24 protein-coding genes and 2 tRNA genes are annotated in these 25,069 nt (G+C 72.0%); 19 read left to right on the top strand and 7 right to left on the bottom strand.

Annotated elements, in window-relative coordinates; genetic code table 11:
* Positions 1-31: 31 nt before the first annotated feature.
* Entirely contained in the window at positions 32-883 is an 852-nt protein-coding gene (locus tag ACWD01_RS26570) for a GNAT family N-acetyltransferase (protein WP_451165315.1), read from the top strand.
* Between the two features lie 11 nt (positions 884-894).
* Here ACWD01_RS26570 and ACWD01_RS26565 read toward each other — a convergent pair whose 3' ends face one another.
* Positions 895-1,407, bottom strand: coding sequence for a DsbA family protein (locus tag ACWD01_RS26565; RefSeq protein WP_451165314.1), 513 nt, complete (start codon positions 1,405-1,407; stop codon positions 895-897).
* 177 nt (positions 1,408-1,584) lie between these two features.
* On the opposite strand from ACWD01_RS26565, the gene ACWD01_RS26560 reads away from it, so the two are divergent.
* The gene (locus ACWD01_RS26560) at positions 1,585-2,034 is read left to right on the top strand and encodes a hypothetical protein (RefSeq protein WP_451165313.1); all 450 of its coding nucleotides are present in this window, start codon (positions 1,585-1,587) and stop codon (positions 2,032-2,034) included.
* 314 nt (positions 2,035-2,348) lie between these two features.
* Here ACWD01_RS26560 and ACWD01_RS26555 read toward each other — a convergent pair whose 3' ends face one another.
* Both ACWD01_RS26555 and ACWD01_RS26550 read right to left on the bottom strand, forming a co-directional pair.
* A complete protein-coding gene (locus ACWD01_RS26555; RefSeq protein ID WP_451165312.1) occupies positions 2,349-2,906 on the bottom strand; it encodes a CGNR zinc finger domain-containing protein in 558 nt (185 codons plus the stop codon).
* 202 nt (positions 2,907-3,108) lie between these two features.
* The gene (locus ACWD01_RS26550) at positions 3,109-3,522 is read right to left on the bottom strand and encodes an SsgA family sporulation/cell division regulator (RefSeq protein ID WP_451165311.1); all 414 of its coding nucleotides are present in this window, start codon (positions 3,520-3,522) and stop codon (positions 3,109-3,111) included.
* A 190-nt stretch (positions 3,523-3,712) separates the two neighbouring features.
* Here ACWD01_RS26550 and ACWD01_RS26545 point away from each other — a divergent pair, with 190 nt between their 5' ends.
* Together ACWD01_RS26545 and ACWD01_RS26540 are read left to right on the top strand one after the other, a co-directional pair.
* Positions 3,713-4,201 (top strand): TIGR02611 family protein, encoded by a 489-nt coding sequence (locus tag ACWD01_RS26545; RefSeq protein ID WP_451165310.1) that lies wholly within the window; start codon positions 3,713-3,715, stop codon positions 4,199-4,201.
* Positions 4,202-4,255: 54 nt separating this feature from the next.
* Positions 4,256-4,330, top strand: a tRNA-Val gene (locus ACWD01_RS26540).
* Between the two features lie 69 nt (positions 4,331-4,399).
* On the opposite strand, the gene ACWD01_RS26535 is transcribed toward ACWD01_RS26540, so the two are convergent.
* On the bottom strand, positions 4,400-6,883 hold the full coding sequence (locus tag ACWD01_RS26535) for an SCO7613 C-terminal domain-containing membrane protein (protein ID WP_451165309.1): 2,484 nt from the start codon (positions 6,881-6,883) through the stop codon (positions 4,400-4,402).
* A 90-nt stretch (positions 6,884-6,973) separates the two neighbouring features.
* On the opposite strand from ACWD01_RS26535, the gene ACWD01_RS26530 reads away from it, so the two are divergent.
* Together ACWD01_RS26530 and ACWD01_RS26525 are read left to right on the top strand one after the other, a co-directional pair.
* Positions 6,974-7,420: an SRPBCC family protein gene (locus tag ACWD01_RS26530; RefSeq protein WP_451165308.1), complete on the top strand. Its 447-nt coding sequence runs from the start codon at positions 6,974-6,976 to the stop codon at positions 7,418-7,420.
* 39 nt (positions 7,421-7,459) lie between these two features.
* Positions 7,460-7,531, top strand: a tRNA-Val gene (locus tag ACWD01_RS26525).
* Positions 7,532-7,600: 69 nt separating this feature from the next.
* On the opposite strand, the gene ACWD01_RS26520 is transcribed toward ACWD01_RS26525, so the two are convergent.
* On the bottom strand, positions 7,601-8,326 hold the full coding sequence (locus tag ACWD01_RS26520; protein ID WP_356894942.1) for a 3'-5' exonuclease: 726 nt from the start codon (positions 8,324-8,326) through the stop codon (positions 7,601-7,603).
* Positions 8,327-8,447: 121 nt separating this feature from the next.
* Between ACWD01_RS26520 and ACWD01_RS26515 the strand changes: the two genes are divergently transcribed.
* The 4 genes from ACWD01_RS26515 to ACWD01_RS26500 all read left to right on the top strand — a co-directional run bounded on the left by ACWD01_RS26515 (position 8,448) and on the right by ACWD01_RS26500 (position 13,043).
* Positions 8,448-9,014, top strand: a complete 567-nt coding sequence (locus ACWD01_RS26515) for a DUF4365 domain-containing protein (RefSeq protein ID WP_451165382.1) — start codon at positions 8,448-8,450, stop codon at positions 9,012-9,014.
* On the top strand, positions 9,014-10,249 hold the full coding sequence (locus ACWD01_RS26510; protein WP_451165307.1) for a hypothetical protein: 1,236 nt from the start codon (positions 9,014-9,016) through the stop codon (positions 10,247-10,249). The genes ACWD01_RS26515 and ACWD01_RS26510 overlap by 1 nt, the downstream gene beginning before the upstream one ends.
* Positions 10,250-10,364: 115 nt before the next feature.
* Positions 10,365-12,338, top strand: a complete 1,974-nt coding sequence (gene thrS / locus ACWD01_RS26505) for a threonine--tRNA ligase (protein ID WP_451165306.1) — start codon at positions 10,365-10,367, stop codon at positions 12,336-12,338.
* 147 nt (positions 12,339-12,485) lie between these two features.
* Complete coding sequence (locus tag ACWD01_RS26500) at positions 12,486-13,043, top strand: HIT family protein (RefSeq protein WP_356894934.1); 558 nt, start codon at positions 12,486-12,488, stop codon at positions 13,041-13,043.
* An 11-nt stretch (positions 13,044-13,054) separates the two neighbouring features.
* Here ACWD01_RS26500 and ACWD01_RS26495 read toward each other — a convergent pair whose 3' ends face one another.
* Both ACWD01_RS26495 and ACWD01_RS26490 read right to left on the bottom strand, forming a co-directional pair.
* Positions 13,055-14,710: a hypothetical protein gene (locus tag ACWD01_RS26495; protein ID WP_451165305.1), complete on the bottom strand. Its 1,656-nt coding sequence runs from the start codon at positions 14,708-14,710 to the stop codon at positions 13,055-13,057.
* 254 nt (positions 14,711-14,964) lie between these two features.
* Positions 14,965-17,175 (bottom strand): elongation factor G-like protein EF-G2, encoded by a 2,211-nt coding sequence (locus ACWD01_RS26490; protein ID WP_451165381.1) that lies wholly within the window; start codon positions 17,173-17,175, stop codon positions 14,965-14,967.
* 299 nt (positions 17,176-17,474) lie between these two features.
* Between ACWD01_RS26490 and pgsA the strand changes: the two genes are divergently transcribed.
* From pgsA to ruvA, 9 genes are all read left to right on the top strand, one after another.
* Positions 17,475-18,140: a phosphatidylinositol phosphate synthase gene (gene pgsA / locus ACWD01_RS26485; protein ID WP_451165304.1), complete on the top strand. Its 666-nt coding sequence runs from the start codon at positions 17,475-17,477 to the stop codon at positions 18,138-18,140.
* The gene (locus tag ACWD01_RS26480) at positions 18,140-19,036 is read left to right on the top strand and encodes a phosphatidylinositol mannoside acyltransferase (protein WP_451165303.1); all 897 of its coding nucleotides are present in this window, start codon (positions 18,140-18,142) and stop codon (positions 19,034-19,036) included. The genes pgsA and ACWD01_RS26480 overlap by 1 nt, the downstream gene beginning before the upstream one ends.
* Positions 19,033-20,196 (top strand): glycosyltransferase family 4 protein, encoded by a 1,164-nt coding sequence (locus ACWD01_RS26475; protein WP_451165302.1) that lies wholly within the window; start codon positions 19,033-19,035, stop codon positions 20,194-20,196. The genes ACWD01_RS26480 and ACWD01_RS26475 overlap by 4 nt, the downstream gene beginning before the upstream one ends.
* A gap of 494 nt (positions 20,197-20,690) precedes the next feature.
* Positions 20,691-21,197, top strand: a complete 507-nt coding sequence (locus ACWD01_RS26470; RefSeq protein ID WP_451165380.1) for a hypothetical protein — start codon at positions 20,691-20,693, stop codon at positions 21,195-21,197.
* A gap of 114 nt (positions 21,198-21,311) precedes the next feature.
* The gene (pdxS, locus tag ACWD01_RS26465; protein WP_451165301.1) at positions 21,312-22,220 is read left to right on the top strand and encodes a pyridoxal 5'-phosphate synthase lyase subunit PdxS; all 909 of its coding nucleotides are present in this window, start codon (positions 21,312-21,314) and stop codon (positions 22,218-22,220) included.
* Positions 22,220-22,810, top strand: coding sequence for a pyridoxal 5'-phosphate synthase glutaminase subunit PdxT (pdxT, locus tag ACWD01_RS26460; protein WP_451165300.1), 591 nt, complete (start codon positions 22,220-22,222; stop codon positions 22,808-22,810). Before pdxS ends, pdxT begins: the two co-directional genes overlap by 1 nt.
* Before the next feature lie 62 nt (positions 22,811-22,872).
* Positions 22,873-23,625: a YebC/PmpR family DNA-binding transcriptional regulator gene (locus tag ACWD01_RS26455; protein ID WP_356898259.1), complete on the top strand. Its 753-nt coding sequence runs from the start codon at positions 22,873-22,875 to the stop codon at positions 23,623-23,625.
* Positions 23,626-23,744: 119 nt separating this feature from the next.
* Positions 23,745-24,287 carry a crossover junction endodeoxyribonuclease RuvC gene (gene ruvC / locus ACWD01_RS26450; protein WP_451165299.1) on the top strand — a complete coding sequence of 181 codons (543 nt, stop codon included), beginning with the start codon at positions 23,745-23,747 and terminating at the stop codon, positions 24,285-24,287.
* Positions 24,284-24,892, top strand: a complete 609-nt coding sequence (ruvA, locus tag ACWD01_RS26445) for a Holliday junction branch migration protein RuvA (protein WP_451165298.1) — start codon at positions 24,284-24,286, stop codon at positions 24,890-24,892. The genes ruvC and ruvA overlap by 4 nt, the downstream gene beginning before the upstream one ends.
* Positions 24,893-25,069: the final 177 nt, after the last annotated feature.

The raw sequence follows: 25,069 nt of genomic DNA, 5'->3' as shown, positions 1-25,069 counted from the left end.
GGACGGCCGCGGGTCAGGTAGAAACTCCTCGATGACCACAACTCTGCGGCCCACCGGGCCGATCCAGCGCGACGAGTCCGGCGCCACCTCCCGCGGCTACGACGTGTGCGTCAACGGCAGACCCGTCGGCGCCCTTGAGCTCGCCACCGAACCCCGCACGGGCCGCCCCGTCGGCTACATACGGTCCCTGCGCATCGACGACGCAGACCGCCGGCGCGGCCGCGGCACCGTCGCGGCCCTCGCGGCAGAGGAGGTGCTGCGCGGGTGGCACTGCACCGAGGTGCGCGCGTCCGTCCCCATTCCCGCCGACGGCGACGCCGTCCCCGCGCTGCGCCTGGCCGGCGCCCTCGGCTACACGGAACGCGGCCGCAACATGATCAAAGCGGTGGCCGCGCCGCCGCCCCCACTGCCCGGCCACGTCGAGAGCCGCCCCATGACCGAGGCGGAGTTCGACCACTGGTACTCCCACGCGATACGGCACTTCGCAGACGCCCTGACGGCCGGCGGATCGCCCGAGGACGAGGCCCTCGCCCAGTCGGAAGCCATCCACGCCCGCCTGCTCCCGGACGGCCGCGCCACCCCGGGCGTCCACATCCACAGCCTCCTCGCCGACGGCGCCGCGGTCGGCCACGTCTGGGTCTCCGAGCAGGAGGCGGGCCCCGGAGAGCCGGGGGCGTACGTGTTCGACGTCGCAGTCGCCGAGCCCTACCGCGGCCGCGGCCACGGTAGGGCCCTGATGCAGCTCGCCGACCGGATCGCGGCCGACGCCGGGCAGCCGCTGATCGGTCTGCACGTCTTCGAGGGCAACGACCCGGCACGCACCCTCTACGAGTCCCTCGGCTACCGCACCACCCACCGCAACTTCGCCAAGCGGCTGCTCTAGACCGCTACCCACTACCCGCCGGCCAGCAGCCCGTCGGCGATCTCCTCGATGCGCGCCCGCAGCCCGTCCTGGCTCTTGCCGCCGTCCAGCCGCTCGCCGCCGATGACGTACGTCGGTGTGCCGGTCACGCCGATCGCCTTGCCCTCCGCCTGGTCGGCGTCGACGATCAGGATGTGCCGGCCGTCGATCAGGGCGGTGTCGAACTCGTCGGCGTCCAGGCCCAGTTCGCGGGCGACCTCCAGCAGGAACGGCTCGCCCCGCGCGGCCAGTTCCTCGGTGCGCGCCAGCACCGCCTCCGCGTACGGCCACGCCTGCCCCTGCGTCGCGGCCTCCTCCGCGGCCTGCGCGGCGGCGAACGCGTGCTTGTGCTTGTCGAGGGGGAAGTGCCGCAGCCGCGGTTCCAGCCGGTCGCCGTACCGGGCACGAAGCGCCCGCAGATCGTCCAGGGCGCTGTGGCAGTCGGGGCACTGGAGCTCGCACCAGACGTCGAGGACGACGGGGGAGCCGGTCGGGGAGTCGCTCATGCCGCCCAGTCTCCCAGCCTGCCGCCCGCCGCCCCAACCGGGACCTGGGGAGGAGTCCGCCCCCGAGATCTCCCCCAGATGTCACGGTGCCCGCCCCGGACCGTGGCCCCGGACCCCCTGGTCGGTGCAGGATGGAAGGACACGAACCGCTCGAGCCGCCTACGCCTGGAGGACCGGATGCTTGCCGAGACCATTTGTTCCGCGGTGTCCGCGGCGGGCCTGGGCATCGCCGCGATCACGGCGTACCGCAGGCGCTTCCTCGCCGCGGCGCGCATCGCGGCCTACTCCCTGGTCCCCGTCGCCCTGGTCATGACCGGCGCCGTCGAGTGGGCCGTGGGCACGGCCTTCAGCCCGACCGCGTGGGCCGGATTCGGTGTCCTGGGCCTCGCCTGGCTGCTGTTCATCACGACCAGGGCCGTCGAACGCCGAGGGGGCGGCACCCGCAAGGAACGCAAGGCCGCCGCCGCGGCGGCCCGCCAGGACACCGTCGAGCCGGCCGCCTCCCGGCCCTCGCTCGGCGGCTCCGCCCCGGCGGCCGAGAAGCCCAAGGCGGCCCGCCCCAAGGGGTCCGCCGCCGACGACGACTTCAGCGACATCGAGGCCATCCTCAAGAAGCACGGAATCTGACGCCCGCCGGCCACGGAATCCGGCGCCCACCGGGCCCGGCGAGGCACGGCGCCGCACCACGGGATGTGATGAACAACCCTGCCCATGGGGCGTGTTGGGTAATGATCAAGGTCCGGCCTGCGTCATCATCACCCCGAGATGCTCGATACCTCGCGGGGCCGTCCCCCCGCCCCGACCCAGGAGCCGCGCGGATGCCTTTTCGCGCTCTCCCAGCCGCCCCTGATGATCTTCCTCGGGGTGATCGGCGTTCTGCTGCTCATGGCGGCCGTTCACGACCTCTTCTGGTTATGAGGCCGCGATGACACACCACCCCCTCAGCCCGCGGCCTCCCGGCGGCGCGCCCGGTACGCGGCGACATGCAGACGGTTGCCGCACGTGCGGCTGTCGCAGTAGCGGCGCGAACGGTTGCGCGACAGGTCCACGAACGCGCGCCCGCAGTCCGGGGCGTCGCAGCGCCGCAGCCGCTCCTGCTCACCGGCGACGACGATGAACGCCAGCGCCATCCCGCAGTCCGCCGCGAGATGGTCGGCCACGGACGCGCCCGGTGCGAAGTAGTGGACATGCCAGTCGTGCCCGTCGTGGTCCGTGAGCTGCGGAGTCGTGCCCGCCGCCGCCACCAGGCGGTTGATCGTCTCCGCGGCGGCCCTGCTGTCGGTCGCCGCGAACACCTCCGCGAACAGCGCGCGGATGCCGTGCACGGCCTTGAGATCCCGCTGGGTCAGTTCCCCCACGCCGCTCACCATGTGCGTCCGTACGAAGTCGTAGAGCGCTTCGACGTCCGCCAGATTGTCGTCCTGCCCGCTCTGCGGCGCGGTGTTCATCAGGTCGACCACGGTGTCGAGGGCACTACGGGTGTCGTGGGGGATCAGCACGTAATTCGCTCCCTGGCCGGATGCGGGCCGGTGCCCGCCGAATTGCGCTGACTCTAGCGGTTCGTGCCGAGAGCGCACCGGCGCCGTCGCCGCGGTGGATTCCGCGACGACGGCGCCGGTGTTCGCCATATGCGGTTGTCCGCGCGGCGCCGTCTCCCCGAGACGGACGGCGCCGTGCGGCTTTCAGCCGGCCGGACTGGAGTCAGTTCTCGGCCAGAATGTGCGACAGCTCCGTGTCGAGATCGAAGTGCCGATGCTCGGTGCCGGGAGGCACCGCGGCGTCCGTCCGCTTGAGAAACGATTCCAGGGCCCGCGCCGGGGCCTCGAGCAGTGCCTCGCCCTCCGGGGAGCTCAGCGCGATGCAGACGACGCCCTGGCCATGACTGCGTGACGGCCAGACACGTACGTCGCCCGTGCCGGTGGGCCTGTGCAGACCCTCGGCGAGAAGGTCGCGGGCGAAGACCCACTCGACCGTCTCTTCGGCTCCGGTGTGGAAGGTGGCGTGCACGGCATAGGGATCGACCGTGTCATACCGCAGGCCCGCGGGTACAGGCAGTGAGGACTCGCTCGATACAACGAGGCGCAGGTGCAGCTCGCAGCTGACCGTGGTGTTCATAAGCGCCAGGGCCTTTCGCTCAGTGTGCGCTCGGGGATTCGCACGTCGGCGAAATCGACATGCCACCTGGGGTGCCGTTGTAAACCCCTCTGACCGTTTTGGGGTCCTTCAGGTCGCTCGTACGGCGGTGGATTACTTTGCGTTATACGGCCATTCCGGTGACCGAGTTCGATCCGGTAGGTTTGGAGTTATGAACGCGCAGAGTGACGAGCGGGACGAGGCCGCCGCGGCGACGGCGGCCCCCCTCGCGACGGGGGACGTGACGACGGGGACGGCCGAGCCGGTCCCGGAGGCCGCCAAGGAGGAACGGGCCCTCGGCTCCAGGGCGCCGCACTTCATCAAGCGCTCCAGAACGCTGCATGTGAGCTGGCAGGTCGGCGTCTTCGTCGTCGGCCTCGCCGTGGTCCTCGCCGGCGTCTCGATGCTGGTGCTGCCCGGTCCCGGCTGGGTCGTGATCTTCGGCGGCATGGCGATCTGGGCGACCGAGTTCGTCTGGGCCCAGCTGGTGCTGCGCTGGACCAAGCGCAAGGTCACGGAGGCGGCCCAGCGGGCGCTCGACCCGAAGGTCCGGCGGCGCAACATCATCCTCACCACGATCGGTCTCGTCATCGTCGCGGTGCTCTGCGCCGTCTACCTCTGGAAGTTCGGCCTGGCCATGCCGTGGAAGATCGACCAGTGACCGGGAAGCGGTCCGGGGCACCGGCTGACATGCGGTAATGTTTGCGATGCGCCCGGGCGATTAGCTCAGTGGGAGAGCGCTTCGTTCACACCGAAGAGGTCACTGGTTCGAACCCAGTATCGCCCACCACCCGGACCGAATGCCCCGGAGACCCTCGAGTCTCCGGGGCATTCGGCGTCGGGGCCCCGGCCCCGACCGTCACCGCATCCGGGCCACGTGGTCGCGCAGCCTGCGGGCGTCCCGCAGCCGCTGCTCGTACGTCGCCCCCACCGCCAGCAGCAGCAGGCCGGCGAAGGCCGGCGGCAGCCAGCGCGGCAGCGCACCGACGACCTGCACCACGTACGGCGCCAGCTCGTGCAGCGCGACCAGGGTCAGCACCATGCCGCCGAGCACCAGCAGCGCCTGCAGCCGCCACCGCGCCCCGGCCAGGGTGACCGCCAGCGCCGCGAGCCCCAGCAGCAGCGGACGCACCCAGTGCTCGTCGCCCCAGGCGGCGACGAGGCTCGGCACCAGCGTCGCGCCCAGGCCGGGCCCGTACGCCGTCCACGACGACGCCTGCGGATCCCGCCGGCGCCGCAGCACCCCGACCGCCAGCGCCGCGACCGTGACGGGCAGCGTGTACGCCTCGGGGGACGCGACGTCCCAGGCCGCCAGCCGCACCCAGGTCGCCGTCACGAACAGGACCGCCGCGACGATGCCGGCGACCGGGCGCCGCTCCGGGCGGACGGCCGTGCCCGCGGCGATCACGCCGGCCAGCGCGAGGATCAGCGCCAGATCCGGCGCCGGTGCGTCGCCCGCCGCCAGAGCGATCGCCAGGAGCCCCGTGGCCGCGCCGGTGACCTCCACCGACAGCGCGACCGGGCGGCGCCGCAGTACGGCGCCGAGCAGCGCGGTCACCGCCGGCACCGCCAGCAGCACCAGCGCGGCCCGGTGCGGCGGCAGCTCCCAGGCCGCGGCCGCGGCCCCGGCGAAACCGGCCCCGTAGAGCGTCGCCGCGCAGGCGAGCAGCGCCTGCACCGGGCCGCGGGTCCGCAGCGCGGCGGACGCGAGCCCGACGACCAGGATGCCGAGCACGGCGAAGGTCCCCGGCCGCGTCGCGAGCGCCAGCAGCGCGACGCTCACCGACCCGGCGAGCGCACAGACCAGCGCGGTCGTCCCCGCCGGGCCGGACCGGCGGACGCCGAGCGCCAGGACGGCCGCCGTCAGCGCCAGCTGCCACGAGAGCGCGGCGGCGTGCACCAGACCGAACACGACCGGCACGACCGTGAGCGCCGCCCACGCCGACACCAGGGCCCCGCAGCGTGCGGCGGCGCGGAGCGGACCGGACCGGTCGCGCGGCGCGACGGGCGGCGGCCAGGGCGCCGGCGTGCCGGCCGCCGGCGGGGCGGACACGGCCGCCGGGCCGTTGTGACGCGAGGCCGCGACCAGGACCGCCGCGGTGATCAGCAGCACGACAGGGACCGGGAGCAGGCCCGCCGCTGTCGCGTCCGGCTCCAGCAGCGACGGCGCACCGGCCCAGACGTCCGCGAGCGTCGCGACGGGGCCGGCGAGCGCCAACGCGGTCAGCGGCAGCGCCGTCATCACCGCGGCGGCGTGCACCGCCCCGGCGGCACTCGCCGCACCGGGCAGCAGCCGCGCCGGCAGCACGGCCCGCGCCACACCCAGCAGAGCCACCGCGCACAGCAGATAGCCCGTGACCGCCCAGCCGTCCGGCACCACCGCGCGGACCACACCGCCGACGCCCGCCACCAGCGCCAGGCCCGACACGGCGGAGACCCAGCCGGCCGCGGGCACCCGCCACGCCGCGAACAGCGCGACCGCCGCCGCCACGACCAGCAGCACCGCCGGACCCGCGGCAGCCGCCGCACCGTCCGCCGCCACCGACCGGAACACGCCGATCAGCAGCGCCCCGCCGCCCGTCGCGGCGGCCCCCGTCCACGCGACCGCCCGCACCCCGGCCGGGCGCGTCCACAGCACGACCGCCAGGTCCAGCACGGCGGTCAGCAGCAGCGCCCACTCCATGGGCGGGGCCGCGGCGTCCGCGGTCAGCGCCCACAGCGGCAACGGAAGCTGGACGGCCGCCAAGGCCACCGGCAGCGGCGTACCCAGCCGGGGCAGCGACATCCCGTACCCGGACCACAGCGCCGCGAGCGCCGCCGACGCGAGAGCCGCGTAACCGAGCCCGTCCGTGCCCGCCAGCACCGTCCGGTGCAGGGCGTACGCGTCGAGCACCGTCAGCACCAGACCCAGCACGGCCACGGACTCCGCCGTCGCGACCAGACCCCGGCGCAGCAGCACGACCGGCGTGCCGAGGGCCGCGACCGTCACCACGCCCAGAACCACGGCGCGCCCGCCGATGCCCATCTCGCCCCAGCTGACCAGGGTGAAGGCGATCGCCGCGATCGCCAGCAGCAGGCCACCGAGCGTCAGCAGCAGATTCTGCACACCCGGCGCCGACGTCTCGGGCGGAGCCGCGGGCATCGCGGGCGCCCCGGACGGCGGGCCGAAGCCGGCCGGCGGCGCCGTGGGCGGCACAGGCGGCGCGAACGGTGCGGCGGCAGGCCGCAGCGCGGCGACCAGCCAGGCCCTGCGAGCCAGCAACTGCCCGCGTCGCGCATCAAGTTGGCGCAGCTCACGGTCGAGCATCGCCAGTTCCTCAGCCGGTGACGGCACGTTCTTCATGGCCGCAGTGTGGCCCCCACCACAGCCAAGGGCATGGGTGCGGGTACTCAATTCCCGCTGAGTACCCCCCGGCAGGCGCAGACTGGGCCCATGGACTGGTGCCGATACCGCTTCCGCAGCACCTGGGACCTGCCCGCCGAACCGGGCAGGGTCTACGACGTGCTCTCCCGCGCCGAGGACTACCCACGCTGGTGGCCGCAGGTCCGCGAGGTGACACCCGCCGACGACGACTCCGGCACCGCCAGGTTCCGTTCCTTCCTCCCGTACGACCTGCACGTCAGCGTCCGCGCACAGCTGCGCGACCCGGCGGGCGGCGTGCTGGAGATCGGGATGGCCGGCGACCTCGAGGGCTGGTCGCGATGGACCCTGCGGGCCGGCGGCCGAGGCACCCGGGTCCGGTACGACCAGGAGGTCGTGGTGCGCAAGCCCCTGATGAGACGGCTCGCGATCCCCTGCCGCCCCTTCTTCCGCGCCAACCACGCGCTGATGATGCGCGGTGGACGGCGAGGACTGGAGAGGTACCTCGAAGCGGTTTGAACCAAGCCCGCGGAGCCCTGTATGGTTCAGTGCGTTCCCGGGCGATTAGCTCAGTGGGAGAGCGCTTCGTTCACACCGAAGAGGTCACTGGTTCGAACCCAGTATCGCCCACCGGGAGAGGCCGGTCCGTCGAAGACGGACCGGCCTTGCTCATGTCCGCGAGGACCCGGCCGCCCGCCGTCAGGCCGCCGCAGGCATGTCCGGTCGCAGCGGCCACGCCGGATCGACCGCCTCCGGGGCGCCGCTGCGGGCGAACCACGCCTGCAGGCCCCGCGCCTGGGCCGCGTGCCACACCGCCTGGAGCGTGTGCAGCTCCGCCGGGGACAACCGCTCCAGCCGGGCGTTGAAACGCCGCCCCACCGCCCGTACGACCTCCAGCGCCGCCAGCGCGTCCGCCGCCGCGTCATGCGCGCCGTCCAGCACCACCTCGTAGTGCGCGCACAGATCCGTCAGCGTCCGCCGGCCCTTGCGGTAGCGGTCCAGATGCTTGTCCAGGACTCGCGGATCCAGTACGCACAGCGGCGACCGGTCCAGATAGCGGCTCAGCGACGACGCCCGATGCCGCCTCAACTCCCGGTCCAGCAGCGTCAGGTCGAACGGCGCGTTCATCACCACCAGCGGCCGGGCGGCCGCGCACTGCTCCGCCAGCGCCCTCGCTATCTCCTCCATCACCGGTGCCGGCCAGCGGCCGTTGCGCTGGAGGTGATCCTCCGTCAGCCCGTGCACCTCGACGGCCCCAGGCGGCACCGGCACCCCCGGGTTCACCAGCCAGCGCCTGATCCTCGGCCGTCCGCCGGGCGAGTCCTGGACCACGACCGCCGCCGACACGATCCGGTCCTCCTCGACGTCCACTCCGGTTGTCTCTGTGTCAAATGCGGCCAGTGGGCCGTCGAACCAGTCCGTCATCCCCGAACTCCTCGCCCGTAACCGGCAGATGGCGTGAGCCCCTGCCCGAAACGGTGATACCCGGGCTGTTTGCACCGTACGCAGGCAGGTGACAACACAGATGACGGGAAAGGGAATTGCCATGGCGCTCGCCCAGCCCGAGCAGGGAGGGCTGCTGCCGCAGCGGACGCCCCCGCTGCGCGGAGCACTCGCCACCACCGCCTGCATGGAGACGCTTCAGGTGGGCTATCTGCACGCCGTCGCCGCGGCCGCCGGCTGCTCGCTCTCCCAGCCGTTCCCGGACAACGGCATCGACTGGCACGTCAGCCACAGTTCGGCCGGACACGCGGTCGACGACGAGGTGACCATCAAGGTGCAGCTCAAGTGCACCTACCAGATCCCGCCGCACCCGCCGGGGCCCGCGTTCTCCTTCACCCTCGACAACGACCATCTGGTGAAGCTCGCCCGGACCCCCGTCTCCGTGCACAAGATCCTGGTCGTGATGCTCGTCCCCAGGACACAGGACGAATGGCTGCGGGCCGGCCACGACCGGCTCGACCTGCGGCACTGCTGCTACTGGACCAACCTGGCCGGCCAAGAAGTGACCGGCAGGCGCAGGACCACCGTGCGCATCCCGACCTCGCGGATCTTCGACGACCGGGCACTCTGCGAGATCATGACGCGTGTCGGGGCGGGAGGGAGACCCTGATGCACCGGCCCTTCGACGACCATGTGCGCCCCCACCCGAGCACCGCCGAACCTCCCGGCCCCTGGCTCGGCGCGGCCGAACCCGACCCCGCGGACGTCGACCCCGTCGTCCTCGGCGCACTCCTCGACCGGCACGGCTGGCGCCGCCGCGGCGGCGCCGCCGGCCGCTACACCCGCTGGACCCCGCCCGGACCCGCCACCGGCGGCACCAGCCTGCTCGTCCCCGAGAGCCGGGCCTTCCCCGACTGCGAGGACCTGCTCGGCGAGGCCATCACCGCCCTCGTCCGCAGCGCGGCGCCCTCCGCCAGGGAAGTGCTCGTCGGACTCACCGTTCCCAGCGACGAGATCCGCTGGTGGCGCGACATCCCGCACGGCGGGCCCTCTGGCACCGCCTCATGGACCGCCCAGGAACAGTTCCGCTCCGCCGCCCGGCAGATGCTGCTCGCCGGAGCACTCGCCGCACGCGAACGCGCCGGCTACTACGGCGCACGCCACCGCCGAGCTGCCCAGGCCCTCCTCGAAGGCGTCCTCGTCGGACCCGCGCCGGGCGGCCGGTCCCTCACCGCGTTCGTCCCCGTGGCGACCGGGCGCACCCTCGCCGTCCGGCTCAGCCACGCCCTCCAGGCCACCAGGGAGGCCATCGACTACCAGCGCGCGACCGGCGGCGCCGAGGCGTTCGACGCGGCGGTCCGGGCCGGCGTCAGCCGCGAACTCACCGAGTCCGTCATCGCCCTCGTCCGCGGCTCTGAAGGCGCCCGCATCGCCCTGGCGTGGTCACCGGCCGCCGGAGTGCCGCCGGGCTGCGCCGCCCGCATGGAACCCGTCGAGTTCTCACCCGGCGACCTCCCCGCACTGCGGGCCGCCGGCGCCCGCTACCTCCAGGACGAGCCGTCCGTGCCCGTACGGATCACCGGCACCGTCGTCCGGATGCGGCGCTCGGGCCCGCGCGGCGCCGGCACGGTGCGGCTGCGGGTCCTGGCCGGCGCCGACGTCCCGCATGTCCGGGTGGCGCTCGACGAGGACGCGTACCGCACCGCGGGCCACGCGCACCTGGCGGGACTGCCGGTCCGGGTCGCGGGCCGGCTGGAGAGCCGGGGCGGCTTCCGCCGGCTCACCGACGCCTCCGGACTCGTACCGGTACCGGTGGACGAGGCGGAACGCGACCGGCTGATGAAGTCGCTCCAGGAGAATCCGGACTTCTTCGAGGAGCCGGGCGAACAGGCGGCCGACGGATAGGCGCCGTCCCCACGCGCACACAACCGTTTCGCGAGCGGTCCCTCCGGCTCGGTACGATTCCGAGTGCGTGCGCGACAGACATGGCGCCGCATCCGCCTTCAGTCAGGAGAGACCGGTGTCAGACGTCCGTGTGATCATCCAACGCGATTCCGAGCGGGAAGAGCGCGTGGTGACGACGGGCACTACGGCCGCCGACCTCTTCCCCGAGCGCACCGTCGTCGCCGCCCGCGTGGCCGGCGAGCTGAAGGACCTCGCGTACGAGCTGAAGGACGGCGAGGAGGTCGAGCCCGTCGAGATCTCCTCCCCGGACGGCCTCGACATCCTGCGCCACTCCACCGCGCACGTCATGGCCCAGGCCGTGCAGGAGCTCTTCCCCGAGGCCAAGCTCGGCATCGGCCCGCCGGTCAAGGACGGCTTCTACTACGACTTCGACGTCGAGAAGCCCTTCCACCCCGATGACCTCAAGGCCATCGAGAAGAAGATGCAGGAGATCCAGAAGCGCGGCCAGCGCTTCTCGCGCCGCGTCGTCACCGACGAGGCCGCGCGCGAGGAGCTCGCCGACGAGCCGTACAAGCTGGAGCTCATCGGGCTCAAGGGCTCGGCGTCCTCGGACGACGGCGCGGACGTGGAGGTCGGCGCGGGCGAGCTGACCATCTACGACAACCTGGACGCGAAGACCGGCGAGCTGTGCTGGAAGGACCTCTGCCGCGGTCCGCACCTGCCGACGACCCGCAACATCCCGGCGTTCAAGCTGATGCGCAACGCCGCCGCGTACTGGCGCGGCAGCGAGAAAAACCCCATGCTGCAGCGCATCTACGGCACCGCGTGGCCGTCGAAGGACGAGCTGAAGGCGCACCTCGAGTTCCTCGCCGAGGCCGAGAAGCGTGACCACCGCAAGCTCGGCAGCGAGCTCGACCTGTTCTCCGTCCCGGAGCAGATCGGCTCCGGCCTCGCCGTCTTCCACCCCAAGGGCGGCATCATCCGCCGGGTCATGGAGGACTACTCGCGCAAGCGGCACGAGGAGGAGGGCTACGAGTTCGTCTACACCCCGCACGCCACCAAGGGGAAGCTCTTCGAGACCTCCGGTCACCTGGACTGGTACGCCGACGGCATGTACCCGCCCATGCAGCTCGACGAGGGCGTGGACTACTACCTCAAGCCCATGAACTGCCCGATGCACAACCTGATCTTCGACGCGCGGGGGCGTTCCTACCGTGAACTGCCGCTGCGTCTCTTCGAGTTCGGGACCGTGTACCGGTACGAGAAGTCGGGCGTGGTGCACGGCCTGACCCGTGCCCGCGGTTTCACCCAGGACGACGCGCACATCTACTGCACCAAGGAGCAGATGGCGGACGAGCTCGACTCGACGCTGACCTTCGTGCTGAACCTGCTGCGCGACTACGGTCTGACCGACTTCTATCTGGAGCTGTCCACCAAGGACGAGACCAAGTTCGTCGGCTCGGACGAGGCGTGGACGGAGGCCACCGAGACGCTGCGGCAGGTCGCCGAGAAGCAGGGCCTCCCGCTGGTCCCGGACCCGGGCGGCGCCGCCTTCTACGGCCCGAAGATCTCCGTGCAGGCACGCGACGCCATCGGCCGGACCTGGCAGATGTCGACCGTGCAGCTCGACTTCAACCTCCCGGAGCGCTTCGACCTGGAGTACACCGGTCCGGACGGGACCAAGCAGCGTCCGGTCATGATCCACCGCGCGTTGTTCGGTTCGATCGAGCGGTTCTTCGCGGTGCTGCTGGAGCACTACGCGGGGGCGATGCCGCCGTGGCTGGCGCCGGTGCAGGCGGTCGGCATCCCGATCGGCGACGCGCACGTCGAGTACCTGGAGGCCTTCGCGGCGGACGCCAAGAAGAAGGGCCTGCGGGTCGAGGTGGACTCGTCCTCGGACCGGATGCAGAAGAAGATCCGCAACCAGCAGCGGCAGAAGGTCCCGTTCATGATCATCGTCGGTGACGACGACATGAACGCCGGCACGGTCTCCTTCCGCTACCGCGACGGTTCGCAGGAGAACGGGATCGCCCGTGACGAGGCGCTGGCCAAGCTCGTTGATGTGGTCGAGCGCCGCGTGCAGGTGTGACGCGTTCCCCGCGTGAGCGGGGGTGATCCCAAGATCCGGAAGCACCACAAGCTCAAGGTGCCTTGCTCCCCGCCTTCGCGGGGGTGACCGAGGGGCGGCCCCTTACCCAGGGCCGCCCCTCTCCGCATGTCCGCGCCGGCGGCGAATATGCTGGCCCGCATGACGACAGAGCCGGAGCAGCAGATCGGGGTCGGGACGCCTGACGCGTTCCAGCGCCTGTGGACGCCTCACCGTATGGCGTACATCCAGGGTGAGAACAAGCCGACCGGCTCGGGTGCCGGGGACGGCTGTCCCTTCTGCTCCATTCCGTCGAAGTCCGACGAGGACGGCCTGGTCGTCGCCCGCGGCGAGCGGGTCTACGCCGTGCTGAACCTGTACCCGTACAACGGCGGCCACACCATGATCGTCCCGTTCCGGCACGTCGCCGACTACACGGACCTGGACGCCGCCGAGACCCTCGAGCTGGCCGAGTTCACCAAGCGGGCCATGGTCGCGCTGCGGACGGCGTCCGGTGCGCACGGGTTCAACGTGGGGCTGAACCAGGGGTCGGCCGCCGGTGCCGGGATCGCCGCCCATCTGCATCAGCACATCGTGCCGAGGTGGGGCGGCGACACGAACTTCATGCCCGTCGTCGGCAACACCAAGGTGCTGCCGCAGCTCCTCGGCGACACCCGCAAGATGCTCGCGGACGTCTGGCCCGCGTAGCTCCCCGGCCCTTACGCGTCGTAGATGTCGGCCTTGCCGGGCGACGGGTCCTGGATGAAGCCGCTGACGACCGACGCGCGGTTGCCGAAGCGCTCCGTGTCGACGCCGTTGTCCTCGAGGACGCGGATCGCGGCCGCGTGCGCCACGCGCAGTACGGGGGCAGCGGCGCGCATGGCGTCGTCGGCCATGAACCGGTGGCGCCACGGCTTCTCCGCCCAGGCATGGCGGAGGCCGAAGGGCTCGGGGAGGACGAGCTTGCCGCCGAGGAAGTCGAGCAGCGGCGGATACCAGGTGAACGGGGCGCGCACGGCGAGGCGTACGACCTCTTTGGTGTCGACGAGGGGCAGGACCCGGTCGACGGTCTCCCAGAAGCGGATCGTCTTGCTGACCGTCTCGGTCTTGGGCTCCGGCTTTGTCGTGAAGAGGGAGTGGACGGGGCCGAGGGCGTGGCCGGTGACCTCGACGCGCAGGGTCTCGTGGAGCACGGTGACGGTGATCATCATGGTGATGACCAGCTGGCCGTCCCAGAGGGTGAACTGCACGCCCAGGTAGTGGCGGTTGCCGCTGCCGAACTGCTGGTGGTTGCAGATGCGCTGTATTTCGTGGCTCTTGATCTGGAAGGTCTCGACCTCCTGGCCCTCGGGGCGGGCGACGGCGCCGACGTTCTCGCCGACGGGGGAGACGATCCAGTGCTTGACCGAGGGGGTGGGGAAGCCGCCGGAGTTGAGGGGGCCGCGTTCCAGGAGCTTGAGCTTGTCGTGGATGGCTCGTACGACGTCCCAGCTGCGGAACTGGTTGATCTCCTTGGTGGCGTCCTTGGAGACGAGCTCCTCGGCCATCTGCCAGCTGCCCCAGCGGGTACCCATGCCGAGTATGCCCTTGGGGCCGGCGTAGAAGACGACGTTGGACTGCTGTTCCGCGGTGAGCTTCTCGAGGCCCTGGCGGAGCTGCTCGCGGGAGGCGTCGCCCGGGTTTCCCGGTACGGCTTCGGGCACTTTGGCGCCGATGCCGCCGCCGGACAGCAGGCCGTCCCAGCGGGCGCGCATGTCCTGGGCGGAGGATTCGCAGATGCGTTTGGCGAGGAACCAGCCGATGACCGGGGCGACGAGCATGGCGCGGACGTAGTAGGCCCAGAAGCCGCCGAAGGGCAGCCGGACGAGGAAGATCACGGCGAGGATGCCGATGCCCACCAGCAGGAGGCTGCCGAGGGCTCCGGCGCTCTTCTTCTGTGAGCCGGCGAGGGTGCGGCGGAGCTGGAAGACGCCGAGCCACAGGAGGAGTCCGGGCAGGAAGAGCAGTCCGCAGGCGGCCATGACGGCGGTGAGTCTGCCGTCGCGCTCGCGGCGCAGGCGGGTGGCGGCGAGACAGTGTTCGACGACGGTCTGGGGTTCGGTGCCGAAGGACTGGATGAGTGCGCCCCGGCCTCCGCCGAGCATGCGGGCCTGTACGGCGCGGCAGAAGCCTTCGCCGAGGTTGGGTTCGAAGAGCGAGATCTTTCCCGGTTTGACCTCGGACTTGTGCCACTCGCTGTTGGCTTTGAGGATCTCCTTGAGTTCGGAGTCCCGGTAGGCGGCCGATGCGAGGGCGTGGGTCGCCGCGGTCTGGCCGGCCGCGCCCATGAGCGGGACCTGTGCCCCGGGCGTGAAATCGAATAGGTCGTTCGCCACTGCCGCCCCCATCGCCGCGTGCTTCCGCACTGCGGCCTGTTCCCAACTGCCGTGCCCCGCACACCTTCTGAGCCGTCCGGCCCGGTCGGAGTGCCCAGCTTATCGAGGGTGCGGCCGTCGGATAAGGGGGCGATCAGGTCGGCCGCCGAGAGGGCGACCGGGTCGGCCGCCCGCCACCGGTCCGTGATCGGGGGCCGGGGCGGGCGGCGTCGGCGGGGCGGTGCGGGCGGGCGGTGTTCAGGTGCGGGCTGTGCTCAGGCGTTGGCGGGGGCCTGTTCGCGCAGCCTGTCGGCGACCTGTTGCGGCATCGCCTCGTGGCGGGCGTAGCGGCGGCTGAAGCGGCCGGTGCCGTGGGAGATGGACCGCAGGTCGACGGCGTATCTGCCGATTTCCAGTTCGGGCACCTCGGCCCGTACGAGGGTGCGTGATCCGGCGGTCTGTTCGGTGCCGATGACTCTGCCGCGGCGGCCGGACAGGTCGCTCATGACGGGGCCGACGTATTCGTCGGAGACCAGGACCTGCAGTTCCGCGACGGGTTCCAGGAGGTTGATGCGGGCGTCGGCGGCGGCTTCGCGCAGGGCGAGGGCGCCGGCCGTCTGGAAGGCGGCGTCGGAGGAGTCGACGGAGTGCGCCTTGCCGTCGCGCAGGGTGATCCGTACGTCGACCAGCGGGTAGCCGGCGGCGACGCCTCGGGCGGCCTGGGCGCGTACGCCCTTCTCGACGGAGGGGATGAACTGGCGCGGCACCGCGCCGCCGACGACCTTGTCGACGAATTCGATGCCGGAGCCGGGCGGCAGCGGGTCGACGTCGATCTCGCAGATCGCGTACTGGCCGTGGCCGCCGGACTGTTTGACGTGCCGGCCGCGGCCCACGGAGCCGGTGCTGAAGGTCTCGCGGAGCGACACCTTGTGGGGGACGACGTCGACCTGGACGCCGTAGCGGCTGCGGAGGCGTTCCAGGGCGACGTCCGCGTGTGCCTCGCCCAGGCACCACAGGACGACCTGGTGGGTGGCCTGGTTCTGTTCGAGGCGCATGGTCGGGTCCTCGGCGACGAGGCGGGCGAGACCCTGGGAGAGCTTGTCCTCGTCGGCCTTGCTGTGGGCCTCGATGGCCAGGGGCAGCAGTGGGTCGGGCATGGCCCAGGGCTCCATGAGGAGCGGGTTGTCCTTGGCGGAGATGGTGTCCCCGGTCTCGGCGCGGGAGAGTTTCGCGACGCAGGCCAGGTCGCCGGCGACGGCGTGGGGGAGGGGGCGCTGCTGCTTGCCGAAGGGGGCGGACAGGGCGCCGACGCGTTCGTCCACGTCGTGGTCCTCGTGGCCGCGGTCCGCGAGGCCGTGGCCGGACACGTGCACGGTGTCGTCGGGCCGCAGCGTCCCGGAGAAGACGCGGACCAGCGAGATCCGGCCCACGTACGGGTCGGAGGCCGTCTTGACGACCTCGGCGACGAGCGGGCCGGCGGGGTCGCAGCTGATCAGCGGGCCGGGCCTGCCGTCGGGGGTGGTCACGGTCGGCGGGACGGGTTCGAGGGGGGTGGGGAAGCCGCCGGTGATCAGTTCGAGGAGTTCGACGGTGCCGAGGCCGGCCGCCGCGCCGTCGGCCGCCGGCGCGGCGGCGAGGACGGGGTGGAAGGTGCCGCGGGCGACCGCCTTCTCCAGGTCGTCGATCAGCGTCTTGAGATCGATCTCCTCGCCGCCGAGGTAGCGGTCCATGAGGGTCTCGTCCTCGCTCTCGGCGATGATCCCCTCGATGAGCCGGCCGCGGGCCTGCTCGAGCAGCGCTGCCTGGTCGTCCTGGGGCGGGTTCTCCTTGCGCTCGCCGGACGAGTAGTCGTAGACCTTCTGCGTGAGGAGCCCGAGGAGGCCGGTGACGGGTGCGTGGCCGTCGGCGTGCTGGGGCCCGTACTGCGGCAGGTACAGCGGCAGTACGGCGTCGGGGTCGTCGCCGCCGAAGATGCGGGCGCAGACGCCGGTGAGCTCGTCGTAGCCGGTGCGTGCGGTCTCCAGGTGGGTCACCACGATCGCGCGGGGCATGCCGACCGCCGCGCACTCCTCCCAGACGGCACGGGTCGCGCCGTCGACGGCGTCGGCCTCCTGGGCGGCCGAGACGACGAAGAGGGCCGCGTCCGCGGCGCGCAGACCGGCGCGCAGCTCGCCGACGAAGTCGGCGTATCCGGGGGTGTCCAGCAGGTTGATCTTGCAGCCGCCCCATTCGAGGGGGACGAGGGAGAGCTGTACGGAGCGTTGCTGGCGGTGCTCGATCTCGTCGTAGTCGGAGATCGTCGCGCCGTCCTCGACCCGGCCGGCCCGGTTGACCGCTCCTGCGGTCAGCGCGAGCGCCTCGACCAGGGTCGTCTTGCCGGATCCGCTGTGGCCGACCAGCACCACATTCCGTACGGATGCGGGGCGGTCGGCCGTTACTGCCCTGCCGGCGGCTCCGGGGTGGTGTGCGTGCGCCTTGTCGCCCATGGTCTTGCCTCCCGGTCGATTCACGGCTCGATATGCACGGTGAGGAAGTCGATATGCACGGTGAGGAAGGAAGCCGCGGGCGGGCGGGGAGCCGTGAAGGCGTCCCGAAGGGCGTCCGGGGCAGCTCCGGCGGTGCCCGCGGTGGTCTTTCGAGCTTTCCACTCCCGTCACTGTGCGTCCATACGTCCGACGCCGCCTCCGGGGACGGGTGCGCGGCGCTGGGGCGGCGGGGTCGTGGCTACGATGGGCCAGCCGGTGGCCGTAGGGGCCACGCGGCCCACCGGACCCTCGGGAAGGCCATGCTGAACAAGTACGCGCGTGCATTTTTCACGCGTGTCCTCACACCGTTCGCCGCGTTTCTCCTCCGCCGCGGGGTGAGCCCGGACGCGGTCACGCTCATCGGTACGGCCGGGGTGATGTCGGGGGCGCTGGTCTTCTTTCCTCGCGGGGAGTTCTTCTGGGGCACGATCGTCATCACGCTGTTCGTCTTCTCCGACCTGGTCGACGGGAACATGGCGCGCCAGGCGGGGATTTCCAGCCGCTGGGGCGCTTTCCTGGACTCGACTCTGGACCGGGTCGCCGACGGCGCGATCTTCGGCGGCTTCGCGCTCTGGTACGCGGGCGGCGGTGACGACAACGTGCTGTGCGCGGTGGCCATCTTCTGCCTGGCCAGTGGGCAGGTGGTGTCGTACACGAAGGCGCGCGGCGAGTCGATCGGTCTGCCGGTGGCGGTCAACGGGCTGGTCGAGCGCGCGGAGCGCCTGGTGATCTCGCTGGTCGCCGCGGGGCTCGCGGGTCTGCACGGGTTCGGCGTGCCGGGGATCGACATCCTGCTGCCGATCGCGCTGTGGATCGTCGCCGTGGGCAGTGCCGTGACGCTGGGGCAGCGGGTGGTGACCGTGCGGCGTGAGTCGGCGGAGGCCGACGCGGCCGCGAAGGGCGACCGCGGGGCGGAGGCGTCGTGATGCGGGACAGGCTTACGGACGCGCTGTACGGACTGGGCTGGGGCGCCGTCAAGAAGATGCCGGAGCCGATGGCCGCCCGGCTGGGCCGGACCATCGCGGACACCGCGTGGAAGCGGCGCGGCAAGGGCGTGCTGCGACTCGAGTCGAACCTGGCCCGGGTGGTGCCGGACGCCGGCGCCGAACGGCTCCGGGAGCTGTCCAAGGCCGGTATGCGGTCGTACATGCGCTACTGGATGGAGTCGTTCCGGCTGCCGACGTGGAGCAGTGAACGCGTCGAGCGCAACGTCTTCATCCAGGACGTGCACCGTCTGACCGACGGCCTGGCCTCCGGCCGGGGCGTGGTCCTGGCGCTGCCGCACCTGGCCAACTGGGACCTCGCCGGGGTGTGGGTGACCAGGGCCCTCGGGGTGCCGTTCACGACGGTCGCCGAGCGGCTGCGGCCGGAGTCGCTGTACGACCGGTTCGTCGCCTACCGCGAGAGCCTCGGTATGGAGGTGCTGCCGCACTCGGGCGGCGCGACCTTCGGCACCCTCGCGCGCCGGCTGCGCTCCGGCGGGCTGGTCTGCCTGGTCGCCGACCGCGACCTGTCGGCGTCCGGGGTCGAGGTCAACTACTTCGGCGAGACGGCGCGCATGCCGGCGGGACCGGCGCTGCTCGCGCAGCAGACCGGGGCGCTGCTGCTGCCCGTGACCCTCTGGTACGGCGCGGAGCCGGTCATGCACGGGCGGGTCCACGCCCCCGTCGAGGTACCGGAGACAGGTACGCGGGCCGAGAAGACGTCCTCCATGACACAGGCGCTGGCCGACGCCTTCGCCACAGGGATCGCCGAACACCCGGAGGACTGGCACATGTTGCAGCGGCTGTGGCTCGCGGACCTCGAGGAGCGCCGGGCGTGAAGATCGGCATCGTGTGCCCGTACTCGTGGGACGTGCCCGGCGGTGTGCAGTTCCACATCCGGGACCTCGCCGACCATCTCATCCGTCTCGGCCACGACGTCTCCGTGCTCGCCCCGGCGGACGACGAGACACCGCTGCCGCCGTACGTCGTCTCCGCCGGGCGGGCCGTGCCCGTGCCGTACAACGGTTCCGTGGCACGGCTCAACTTCGGCTTCCTGTCTGCGGCCCGGGTGCGGCGGTGGCTGCACGACGGCACCTTCGACGTGATCCACATCCACGAGCCGGCGTCGCCGTCGCTGGGGCTGCTGTCGTGCTGGGCGGCGCAGGGGCCGATCGTGGCCACCTTCCACACGTCGAACCCGCGGTCGCGGGCCATGATCGCCGCGTATCCGATCCTCCAGCCGGCGCTGGAGAAGATCAGCGCGCGGATCGCGGTCAGCGAGTACGCGCGACGGACGCTGGTGGAGCACCTCGGCGGTGACGCCGTCGTCATCCCGAACGGTGTCGACGTCGGCTTCTTCGAGAAGGCCGAGCCCAAGAAGGAGTGGCAGGGGAACACGATCGGCTTCATCGGCCGTATCGACGAGCCCCGCAAGGGCCTGCCGGTCCTGATGAAGGCGCTCCCCGCGATCCTCGAACAGTGCCCGGAGACACGGCTCCTGGTCGCCGGCCGCGGCGACGAGATGGAGGCCGTCGCGACCCTGCCGGCCGCCGTTCGCGAACGCGTCGAGTTCCTCGGCATGATCAGCGACGAGGACAAGGCGCGGCTGCTGCGCAGCGTCGACGTGTACGTGGCGCCCAACACGGGCGGCGAGAGCTTCGGCATCATCCTCGTCGAGGCGATGTCGGCGGGGGCGCCGGTGCTCGCCTCCGACCTGGACGCGTTCGCCCAGGTCCTGGACCACGGCGGGGCGGGCGAACTGTTCACCAACGAGGACGCGTCGGCGCTGTCCGCCGCCGCCGTGCGGCTGCTGCGCGACCCGGACCGGCGCGCGGAACTGCGGGCCCGGGGCAGCGCGCACGTGCGGCGCTTCGACTGGTCGACGGTCGGCGCGGACATCCTGGCGGTCTACGAGACCGTCACGGACGGGGCGGCGTCGGTCGCGACGGACGAACGGGTGGGGCTGCGGGCGCGGTTCGGGCTGGCGGCGCGGGACTGAGGGGGCGGGCCGCGGCGGGTGGGGGCGGCTGCGCGGGGCCCTTTCCCCACCCCGCCCCTTCCCGAACCGGGGGCTCCGCCCCCGGGCCCCGTACCGCCCTCCGGGCGGTGGGCCGGGCTTCGCCCGGGCCGGTACCGCGCTCCGCGCGGTGGGCTCAATCCCCCCTACGGCCTGGCGGCTGTGGAGGTACCCCCAGGCCGGGCTGGAAATGCCGCTGCGCGGCACCCAGCCCAGCCGGCGCGCAAGGTGTCCGGACCGGGCGGAACCCGGCCACTCCAGCCTCGCCGGCGTTTGAGGCGCGGGGTTCGGGGCGGAGCCCCGACATGACCGCCACACCCAGCCCCGCCGGCGTTTGAGGCGCAGGGGCCCGGGGGCAGCGCCCCCGGTTCGGGAAGGGGCGGGTAGGGGAACAGGCTCGCGCAGCGGACGCACCGGTAGCCTTGCCGCCCGTGAGCACCCTGATCTGGATCGTCGTCGCGCTCGTCGCCATCGGCATGTACCTCTCCTGGACCGCCGGCCGTCTCGACCGGCTGCACGCCCGCATCGACGCCGCCCGCGCCGCGCTCGACGCGCAACTGCTGCGGCGCGCCTCAGTCGCCCAGGAGCTCGCGACCGCCGGCGTGCTCGATCCCGCCGCGTCGATCGTGCTGTACGAGGCGGCGCACGAGGCCCGCCAGGCGGAGGAGGAGCACCGCGAGGTCGCGGAGAGCGAGCTGAGCGCGGCGCTGCGGGCCGTGTTCGGCGCGGTCGAGCAGGTCGAGGCGGTACGGGAGGTGCCCGGCGGCGAGGAGGCCGCCGGGGAGCTCGCGCAGGCGGTGCGCCGAGTGCCCATGGCGCGCCGGTTCCACAACGACTCCGTGCGCGCCGCCCGCGCGCTGCGCCGGCACCGTACGGTCCGCTGGTTCCGGCTCGCGGGCCACGCCCCGTTCCCGCTGGCCTTCGAGATGGACGACGAGCCGCCCGTCGCCCTCGCGGACCGTCCCGTGACCGGCAGCGCATGACCTGCACCGCACGGCGAAAACAATCCACCGGCTGTTCATTGGCCCTTGCAGTGGACTGGTCCGCGCGTGTTCCATCGACGTTGCACCACAACGTCGTCATCTAGTGAGGTTCCCGTGTCCGTCACCCCCACCCCGCAGACCCCCGAGACCGGCACCGCGCGCGTGAAGCGCGGCATGGCCGAGCAGCTCAAGGGCGGTGTGATCATGGACGTGGTCAACGCCGAGCAGGCGAAGATCGCGGAAGACGCGGGCGCCGTGGCCGTCATGGCGCTGGAGCGCGTGCCCGCCGACATCCGCAAGGACGGCGGCGTCGCCCGGATGTCCGACCCGAACATGATCGAGGAGATCATCGAGGCGGTCTCCATCCCGGTGATGGCCAAGTCGCGTATCGGCCACTTCGTCGAGGCCCAGGTCCTCCAGTCCCTCGGCGTCGACTACATCGACGAGTCCGAGGTCCTCACCCCGGCCGACGAGGTCAACCACTCCGACAAGTGGGCCTTCACCACCCCGTTCGTGTGCGGCGCCACCAACCTGGGCGAGGCCCTGCGCCGTATCGCCGAGGGCGCGGCCATGATTCGCTCCAAGGGCGAGGCCGGCACGGGCAACGTCGTCGAGGCCGTCCGCCACCTGCGCCAGATCAAGAACGAGATCGCCAGGCTGCGCGGCTACGACAACAACGAGCTGTTCGCCGCCGCCAAGGAGCTCCGCGCCCCGTACGAGCTGGTCAAGGAGGTCTCCGAGCTCGGCAAGCTGCCGGTCGTGCTGTTCTCCGCCGGCGGTGTGGCCACCCCCGCGGACGCCGCGCTGATGCGCCAGCTCGGCGCCGAGGGCGTCTTCGTCGGCTCCGGCATCTTCAAGTCGGGCGACCCCGCCAAGCGCGCCGCGGCCATCGTGAAGGCCACCACCTTCTACGACGACCCGAAGATCATCGCGGACGCCTCCCGCAACCTCGGCGAGGCCATGGTCGGCATCAACTGCGACACCCTGCCCGAGAACGAGCGCTACGCCAACCGGGGCTGGTGATGACCACTCCCGTGATCGGTGTCCTGGCTCTCCAGGGCGACGTACGGGAGCACCTGATCGCCCTGGCCGCGGCCGACGCCGTGGCCAGGCCGGTCCGGCGCCCCGAGGAACTGGACGACGTCGACGCCCTGGTGATCCCGGGCGGCGAGTCCACCACGATCTCCAAACTGGCCGTGCTGTTCGGCCTGATGGAGCCGCTGCGCGAGCGGCTGCGAGCGGGCATGCCCGTCTACGGCACCTGCGCCGGTCTGATCATGCTCGCCGACAAGATCCTCGACCCGAGGTCGGGCCAGGAGACGTTCGGGGGCATCGACATGATCGTCCGCCGCAACGCCTTCGGCCGGCAGAACGAGTCGTTCGAGGCGGCGGTCGACGTCAAGGGCATCGACGGTGACCCGGTCGAGGGCGTCTTCATCCGCGCGCCGTGGGTGGAGTCCGTCGGCGCGGAGGCCGAGGTGCTCGCCGAGCACGACGGCCACATCGTCGCCGTCCGGCAGGGCAACGCGCTGGCCACCTCCTTCCACCCCGAACTGACGGGCGACCACCGGGTCCACGGCTTGTTCGTGGACATGGTGCGCGCGGGCGGGTGACGCGATCCCGGTAGGATCTCTCGGGTTCGGATCGTAAAGGGTTACGCGAAGGAGACAGGCAGATGTCCGGCCACTCTAAATGGGCTACGACGAAGCACAAGAAGGCCGTGATCGACGCCAAGCGCGGCAAACTCTTCGCGAAGCTCATCAAGAACATCGAGGTCGCGGCCCGTACCGGCGGCGCCGACCTGGAGGGTAACCCGACCCTCTTCGACGCCGTGCAGAAGGCCAAGAAGAGCTCGGTGCCGAACAAGAACATCGACTCGGCGATCAAGCGCGGCGGCGGCCTCGAGGCCGGCGGCGTCGACTACGAGACGATCATGTACGAGGGCTACGGTCCGAACGGCGTCGCGGTGCTCATCGAGTGCCTGACCGACAACCGCAACCGCGCCGCGTCCGACGTCCGGGTCGCCATGACCCGCAACGGCGGCTCGATGGCCGACCCGGGCTCGGTGTCGTACCTCTTCAACCGCAAGGGCGTCGTGATCGTCCCCAAGGGCGAGCTGACCGAGGACGACGTCCTGGGCGCGGTGCTCGACGCGGGCGCCGAGGAGGTCAACGACCTCGGTGAGTCCTTCGAGGTGCTCAGCGAGGCCACCGACCTGGTCGCGGTCCGCTCGGCGCTGCAGGACAACGGCATCGACTACGACTCCGCCGAGGCCAACTTCGTCCCGACCATGCAGGTCGAACTGGACGAGGAGGGCGCGCGGAAGATCTTCAAGCTCATCGACGCGCTCGAGGACAGCGACGACGTGCAGAACGTCTTCGCCAACTTCGACGTGTCCGACGAGGTCATGGAGAAGGTCGACGCCTGACGGACGCTCATGGCCGCGTGCGCGGACGGGCCGACGGGACACACTCCCGTCGGCCCGTCCGTGCGTTGTCGGTGCCGACCGATAGCCTGCACAAACAGTTGAGCGAAGGAGGCGGCGGCGTGCGCGTGCTGGGGGTGGACCCGGGGCTCACCCGGTGCGGTGTCGGCGTCGTCGAGGGCGTCGCCGGCCGTCCGTTGACGATGATCGGCGTCGGTGTCGTCCGGACACGGGCCGACGCCGAGCTGGGCAGCCGGCTGGTCGCGATCGAGCAGGGCATCGAGGAGTGGCTCGACGAGCACCGCCCCGGATTCGTCGCCGTAGAGCGGGTCTTCAGCCAGCACAACGTGCGTACGGTCATGGGTACCGCCCAGGCCAGCGCCGTCGCCATGCTCTGCGCGGCCCGGCGCGGCATCCCCGTGGCCCTGCACACCCCCAGCGAGGTGAAGGCCGCCGTCACCGGCAGCGGACGCGCGGACAAGGCGCAGGTCGGCGCGATGGTGACGCGGCTGCTGCGGCTCGACGCCCCGCCGAAGCCGGCCGACGCCGCGGACGCCCTCGCCCTCGCCATCTGCCACATCTGGCGCGCGCCCGCCCAGAACCGCCTCCAGCAAGCCGTCGCCGCGCACCGCACGGCGTACGCATCGAAAGGCCGTACCGCATGATCGCGTATCTCAGCGGCCCCGTCGCCGCGCTCGCACCGACCACCGCCGTGATCGAGGTCGGCGGCATCGGCATGGCCGTCCAGTGCACGCCGAACACGCTCTCCACGCTGCGGATCGGGCAGGAGGCGAAGATCGCGACCTCGCTCGTCGTCCGTGAGGACTCGCTCACGCTGTACGGCTTCGCCGACGACGACGAGCGCCAGGTCTTCGAGCTGCTCCAGACCGCGAGCGGCGTCGGGCCGAGGCTCGCGCAGGCGATGCTCGCCGTGCACAGCCCCGACGCGCTGCGGGTCGCAGTCGCCGGCGGTGACGAGAAGGCGCTGATGGCGGTGCCCGGCATCGGGAAGAAGGGCGCGCAGAAACTGCTGCTCGAGCTGAAGGACCGGCTGGGCGAGCCGCTGGGCTCGTCCCCGGCCGTCGGCTCCCCGCTCACCGGTTCCTGGCGCGACCAGCTGCACGCGGCGCTGATCGGGCTCGGCTATGCGACGCGGGAGGCGGACGAAGCGGTGACGGCGGTGGCGCCGCAGGCGGCGGCGATGGGGGAGTCGCCGCAGGTGGGGCCGCTGCTGCGGGCGGCACTGCAGTCCCTGAACCGCGCGCGATGACGCTGTCCGCCGCGGCGGGGCTTGTTCCCCACCCCGCCCCTTCCCGCTGTGCCGGATGTGCGGCTCCGCCGCGTGGGGGGCAGGCCCCGGACCCCGGTACCGCGCTTCGCGCGGTGGCCTCAAACTCCCCCTACGGCCTGGCGGCCGTGGGTGGGGGCACCTCCCACGGCCCGGTAG

The sequence above is a fragment of the Streptomyces sp. NPDC002835 genome (assembly GCF_053591995.1).
This window is presented reverse-complemented; position numbering and strand designations above follow the sequence as displayed.

What these genes read in the sequence shown, in the direction of transcription:
- ACWD01_RS26570 (WP_451165315.1), top strand. Translation starts at nt 32, where the DNA reads ATGACCACAACTCTGCGGCCCACCGGGCCGATCCAGCGCGACGAGTCC.
- ACWD01_RS26490 (WP_451165381.1), bottom strand. Translation starts at nt 17,175, where the DNA reads ATGGGCGACAAGGCGCACGCACACCACCCCGGAGCCGCCGGCAGGGCA.
- ACWD01_RS26515 (WP_451165382.1), top strand. Translation starts at nt 8,448, where the DNA reads ATGGCGCTCGCCCAGCCCGAGCAGGGAGGGCTGCTGCCGCAGCGGACG.
- ACWD01_RS26520 (WP_356894942.1), bottom strand. Translation starts at nt 8,326, where the DNA reads ATGACGGACTGGTTCGACGGCCCACTGGCCGCATTTGACACAGAGACA.
- ACWD01_RS26470 (WP_451165380.1), top strand. Translation starts at nt 20,691, where the DNA reads ATGTACCTCTCCTGGACCGCCGGCCGTCTCGACCGGCTGCACGCCCGC.
- ACWD01_RS26545 (WP_451165310.1), top strand. Translation starts at nt 3,713, where the DNA reads ATGAACGCGCAGAGTGACGAGCGGGACGAGGCCGCCGCGGCGACGGCG.
- pdxT (WP_451165300.1), top strand. Translation starts at nt 22,220, where the DNA reads ATGACCACTCCCGTGATCGGTGTCCTGGCTCTCCAGGGCGACGTACGG.
- ACWD01_RS26535 (WP_451165309.1), bottom strand. Translation starts at nt 6,883, where the DNA reads ATGAAGAACGTGCCGTCACCGGCTGAGGAACTGGCGATGCTCGACCGT.
- ACWD01_RS26480 (WP_451165303.1), top strand. Translation starts at nt 18,140, where the DNA reads ATGCGGGACAGGCTTACGGACGCGCTGTACGGACTGGGCTGGGGCGCC.
- ACWD01_RS26500 (WP_356894934.1), top strand. Translation starts at nt 12,486, where the DNA reads ATGCTGGCCCGCATGACGACAGAGCCGGAGCAGCAGATCGGGGTCGGG.
- pgsA (WP_451165304.1), top strand. Translation starts at nt 17,475, where the DNA reads ATGCTGAACAAGTACGCGCGTGCATTTTTCACGCGTGTCCTCACACCG.
- ruvA (WP_451165298.1), top strand. Translation starts at nt 24,284, where the DNA reads ATGATCGCGTATCTCAGCGGCCCCGTCGCCGCGCTCGCACCGACCACC.
- ACWD01_RS26455 (WP_356898259.1), top strand. Translation starts at nt 22,873, where the DNA reads ATGTCCGGCCACTCTAAATGGGCTACGACGAAGCACAAGAAGGCCGTG.
- ACWD01_RS26530 (WP_451165308.1), top strand. Translation starts at nt 6,974, where the DNA reads ATGGACTGGTGCCGATACCGCTTCCGCAGCACCTGGGACCTGCCCGCC.
- ACWD01_RS26560 (WP_451165313.1), top strand. Translation starts at nt 1,585, where the DNA reads ATGCTTGCCGAGACCATTTGTTCCGCGGTGTCCGCGGCGGGCCTGGGC.
- ACWD01_RS26510 (WP_451165307.1), top strand. Translation starts at nt 9,014, where the DNA reads ATGCACCGGCCCTTCGACGACCATGTGCGCCCCCACCCGAGCACCGCC.
- ACWD01_RS26550 (WP_451165311.1), bottom strand. Translation starts at nt 3,522, where the DNA reads ATGAACACCACGGTCAGCTGCGAGCTGCACCTGCGCCTCGTTGTATCG.
- ACWD01_RS26565 (WP_451165314.1), bottom strand. Translation starts at nt 1,407, where the DNA reads ATGAGCGACTCCCCGACCGGCTCCCCCGTCGTCCTCGACGTCTGGTGC.